Source organism: Elstera litoralis (assembly GCF_000963705.1).
Taxonomy (GTDB): Bacteria; Pseudomonadota; Alphaproteobacteria; order Elsterales; family Elsteraceae; genus Elstera; species Elstera litoralis.
Map to the genome: position 1 here is coordinate 1 of NZ_LAJY01000241.1, position 4,037 is coordinate 4,037.

Annotated in this window: 4 protein-coding genes; all 4 read left to right on the plus strand. The window is 61.3% G+C overall.

Annotation, left to right across the window (positions count from 1 at the left end; genetic code table 11):
• Positions 1 to 99: 99 nt before the first annotated feature.
• The 4 genes from VZ95_RS26995 to VZ95_RS10165 all read left to right on the plus strand — a co-directional run bounded on the left by VZ95_RS26995 (position 100) and on the right by VZ95_RS10165 (position 3,892).
• Complete coding sequence (locus tag VZ95_RS26995; RefSeq protein WP_232302596.1) at positions 100 to 1,239, plus strand: type I secretion system permease/ATPase; 1,140 nt, start codon at positions 100 to 102, stop codon at positions 1,237 to 1,239.
• Positions 1,236 to 1,973 (plus strand): ATP-binding cassette domain-containing protein, encoded by a 738-nt coding sequence (locus tag VZ95_RS27000; RefSeq protein WP_084627713.1) that lies wholly within the window; start codon positions 1,236 to 1,238, stop codon positions 1,971 to 1,973. Before VZ95_RS26995 ends, VZ95_RS27000 begins: the two co-directional genes overlap by 4 nt.
• Entirely contained in the window at positions 1,970 to 3,370 is a 1,401-nt protein-coding gene (locus tag VZ95_RS10160) for an HlyD family type I secretion periplasmic adaptor subunit (protein ID WP_052711663.1), read from the plus strand. The genes VZ95_RS27000 and VZ95_RS10160 overlap by 4 nt, the downstream gene beginning before the upstream one ends.
• 177 nt (positions 3,371 to 3,547) lie before the next feature.
• Positions 3,548 to 3,892 carry a helix-turn-helix domain-containing protein gene (locus tag VZ95_RS10165; protein ID WP_045775741.1) on the plus strand — a complete coding sequence of 115 codons (345 nt, stop codon included), beginning with the start codon at positions 3,548 to 3,550 and terminating at the stop codon, positions 3,890 to 3,892.
• Positions 3,893 to 4,037: the final 145 nt, after the last annotated feature.

Below are 4,037 nucleotides of genomic sequence, written 5' to 3' on the forward strand. Positions count from 1 at the left end.
ACAGTAACTTGTTAACGGCCTGTGGGGGCCGATCCTGTTAGGGATCGCCCGGCGAAGAGTCGCCGGCCGTTCAAGAAAGGCGAGAAGGAGTGCGCCTAGGTGGCTCAAGTAAACAACGGAACAGCTAAGATCAGTGTTCTGAAGCAAGCCTTGCGTTCGTGCCGAGGGGCATTTTATGCCACGGCCGTCTTCAGCTTCTTCATCAATTTGCTGATGTTCGTGCAACCGCTCTATATGTTGCAGGTCTATGACCGCGTGCTGGTGAGCCGGAGCGAGCAGACGCTCGTGCTGCTGACCGTGATCGCGGCGGGCATGCTGTTGCTGATGGCTCTGCTGGAGCTTGTGCGCTCGCGGGTATTGGTGCGCGTGGGCGCGCATTTGGATCGGCAACTTAGCCTGCGCGTGTTCCGCGCCGTGTTCGATCCGGCGAACCGCAAGGCGGGCGTTGGGCCACAGGCTTTGCAGGATCTCAATACGGTGCGCGAGTTTCTGACCGGGGCGGGATTCATTTCGTTTTGCGATGCGCCGTGGACGCCGATTTTCCTGGTGATCGCCTTTGCCATTCACCCCTGGCTCGGCGTGCTCAGCGTTGTTGCTATGATTATTCTCGTGATTTTGGCCGTTTTGAACGAGATTTCCACGCGCGAAACATTACGCGACGCCGGGAAAATGCAGGGGGCGGCCTCGCAATATGCGCAGAACAGCATGCGCAGTGCCGAAGCCTTGCAGGCGATGGGCATGATGCCGGGCATTGCCGCACGCTGGTCGCGGAAGCACGGTCGGATGCTGGAGCTTCAGGCCCTGGCGAGCGACCGCGCTGGCCTGATTGTCGGCCTCAGCAAGTTTACCCGCATTTTCGTTCAGGTGCTGGTGCTGGGCCTCGGGGCCTATCTCTCCATCGAGAATCTGATTACCGGCGGCATGATTATCGCCTGTTCGATTATTCTCGGGCGGGCGCTTCAGCCGGTCGAAATGGTCATTGGGCAGTGGAAGTTCCTGATTAATGCCCGCGCCGCGTACGGTCGCCTGAACGAAGCGCTGAGCGCCGTTCCGCAGGATCATTCGACGATGGCCCTGCCGCGCCCGGAAGGCCGGTTGGTGGCGGAGCGGATGATTGCGATGCAGCCGGGCACGCAGATTGCCATTCTCAAGGGCGTTAGCTTTGCGTTGGAACCCGGCGAGGTTCTCGGGGTAATCGGACCGAGCGCGGCGGGGAAATCGACCTGGCCCGCGCTTTGATCGGCATTTGGCCGATTATGGGCGGGGCCGTGCGCTTGGATGGGGTCGATATTCACCAATGGTCGCGCGAAGAAGTCGGTCCGCACTTGGGCTATCTGCCCCAGGATGTCGCGCTGTTTGACGGGACGATTGCCGAGAATATTGCCCGCTTCGGCCCCGTCGATTCACTGGCCGTCATCGAAGCCGCGCAAAAGGCGGGGGTTCATGACATGATCCTCGGCTTCCCGATGGGCTATGATACGGTGATCGGCGACGGCGGCCATGTGCTTTCGGGCGGGCAGCGGCAGCGGATCGGGCTCGCGCGCGCGCTTTATGGCCGCCCGGCTTTCGTGCTGCTCGACGAGCCGAATTCGAACCTGGATAGCGTTGGGGAAGAGGCGCTGATGCGCGCCATCCACCAGATGCGCCAGGAGAAGACGACCGTTGTCGTCATCAGCCATCGCATGAATATCCTCACCGGCGTCGATAAAATCATGCTGCTGACCGATGGTCAGGTGGCGCAATTCGGCCCGCGCGATCAGATCATCAGCCAATTGACCCGCCCGGTGCCGATGCAGCAACAGCCGCAACAGCCGCCCGCCCGGCCGCCGACGCCGCCAACAGGAACGGTAACGCCGATGCCGCCGCAGGCCGCCACCGGAACGCCGGGCGCGCCGCCGTCCCCCACGCCGCCGACGGACTCGTCCTTAGGCGCGAACCAGGGGACTGAAGGTCAAGAAAGGAAATCGACATGAGTAATGGGACGCTCGCACCCCGCCCCGCTTCGGGAGAGCCGGTGCCGACGGATCAGAATCCGGTCGTCACCCTTCAAGGCGTTGAGTTTCATGAATCGAGCGACAGTTCGGTTGCCCTCAATTATCGCACGCCGATGCGCGTTGGCTTGGTGACGATTTTCCTCTGCTTTGCCGTTTTTGGCACCTGGGCAGCGCTGGCCCCGCTCGATGCCGCCGTCGTGGCGCACGGCTCGCTGGTGGTGGAGAGCAAGCGCAAGGCCGTGCAGCACCTGGAAGGCGGTATCGTCCGCGATATCCTGGTGACCGATGGCAGCACTGTCATCGAGGGGCAACCGCTGTTGCGCCTGGACCCGACGCGCGCCCAGGCCAATCTATCGGTGGTTCAGGGCCAGTTGGACGCGACGATGGCCCTGGACGCGCGCCTTGTCGCGGAACGCGACCGGGCGAAGGACATCGCTTTCCCGCCCGAATTGACGGCGCGGATCGGCGATCCCCAGGTCAAGCAGCTTATCGACGCCCAGCGCCGCCAGTTCATCGAGCGGCGTCTGTCGCTCGAAAACCAGATCGCCATCAACGAGCAGCGCATCGAACAGCTCCGCGCTCAAATTGGCGGCTTCCGGGTGCTGGAACTCAGCAAGCTCGAACAGATCCAGCTCTACGAGGGCCAACTCGTCGGTCTGCGCGATTTGGAAAAGAAGGGCTTCTTCCCCCGCTCGCGCTTGCTGGAGATGGAACGCGACCTTGCCCGCATCAAAGGCGATCGCGGCAATGATGTGCAGTCCATCGCGCGTTCGGAAATGGCGATTGGCGAAACCCGCCTGCAAACCGCCCAGCTTCGGCAGAAGTTCACCGAAGACGTGCTGGCGCAGTTGCGCGAGTCGCAAAATCAGATTTCGGACTTGCGACAACGCGTGGTTGCCGCCGCCGATGTGCTGACCCGGCTCGATGTGCCGTCGCCGCAGGCGGGTATTGTTCAGAATATGAAGATTGCCACCTCGGGCGGGGTTATCCAGCCGGGGCAGCAGCTTATGGAAATCGTCCCCGTCGATGATCGTCTCATCGTCGAAGCCCAGGTGACGCCGAACGATATCGAAGCCATCTATCTCGGCCAAGCGGCGGAGCTGCGCTTCAGCACGCTCAACGCCCGCCACACCCCGGTGATCGACGCGAAGGTTATCGCCAAAACGCCCGATCGGCTGATCGATGAGCGCAGCGGCGCGCCCTACTATATGATTAAGCTCGAAGTGGTGCCGGGGCAGGATGCGAAATTCGGCGACCTCAAACTGCAAGCCGGTCTGCCGGTCGATGCAATGGTGAAAGTCGCGTCGCGCTCGGCCCTGGAATATATGGTGGAGCCGCTCACGGATCATATCTTCAAGGCGCTGACCGAGCGGTAACAGGCACAGCCGCGCGTAAGGCCAACGAAACCCCCAGGCGCGATCCTGGGGGTTTCTCGTTTCTACCCTTGACGCCCCGCCCCGCAGAAGCTATACATCAACTTACATACCCCGCAGGCGCACGGCGTTAACCGTGTCCCATCGTCGGGGATGATCTCAAGCGACACGGTGTGCGTAATGTATAGCCATCCTCAACAAGGTAAATCGCCCGAAACCGCCGAACTGCGCAAACGCGTCGGCGTGTGGCTGCAAACCCTGCGGGATGCGCGCGGCTTATCGCAGCGTCAGCTTGCCGGGGCCTTGGGGATCGACTATTACACTTTCATCTCCCAGGTCGAATCGGGCCGGGGCCGCATTCCGCCCGATCGGTATGCCGCCTGGGCCGGGGCGCTGGGGGTCGAGTTAAAACCTTTCGTGCGGGTGTTGATGCGTCACTATGATCCGATGACATACGAATGCCTGTTCGACGATGTCGACTCAGACCTTCCGAGCTTCGATGCTCTTAAGACCATCCGCCAATAGCTTCTATTAACTAAAAAATCACGACTCCCCCTTGCGAGCGGGAGGTTCGTATGCTAGTTACGCTACGGTTTGTTCCCGTCATACGGAACAAAACCTGGGATGCGGACGTTAGGAGTAGAAACGGGGTCCGCGTGTTGGGTCGATA

Bases quoted from the DNA above. Each gene is read 5' to 3' on its own strand.
- VZ95_RS10165 (WP_045775741.1), top strand. From the start codon at position 3,548: ATGTATAGCCATCCTCAACAAGGTAAATCGCCCGAAACCGCCGAACTG.
- VZ95_RS10160 (WP_052711663.1), top strand. From the start codon at position 1,970: ATGAGTAATGGGACGCTCGCACCCCGCCCCGCTTCGGGAGAGCCGGTG.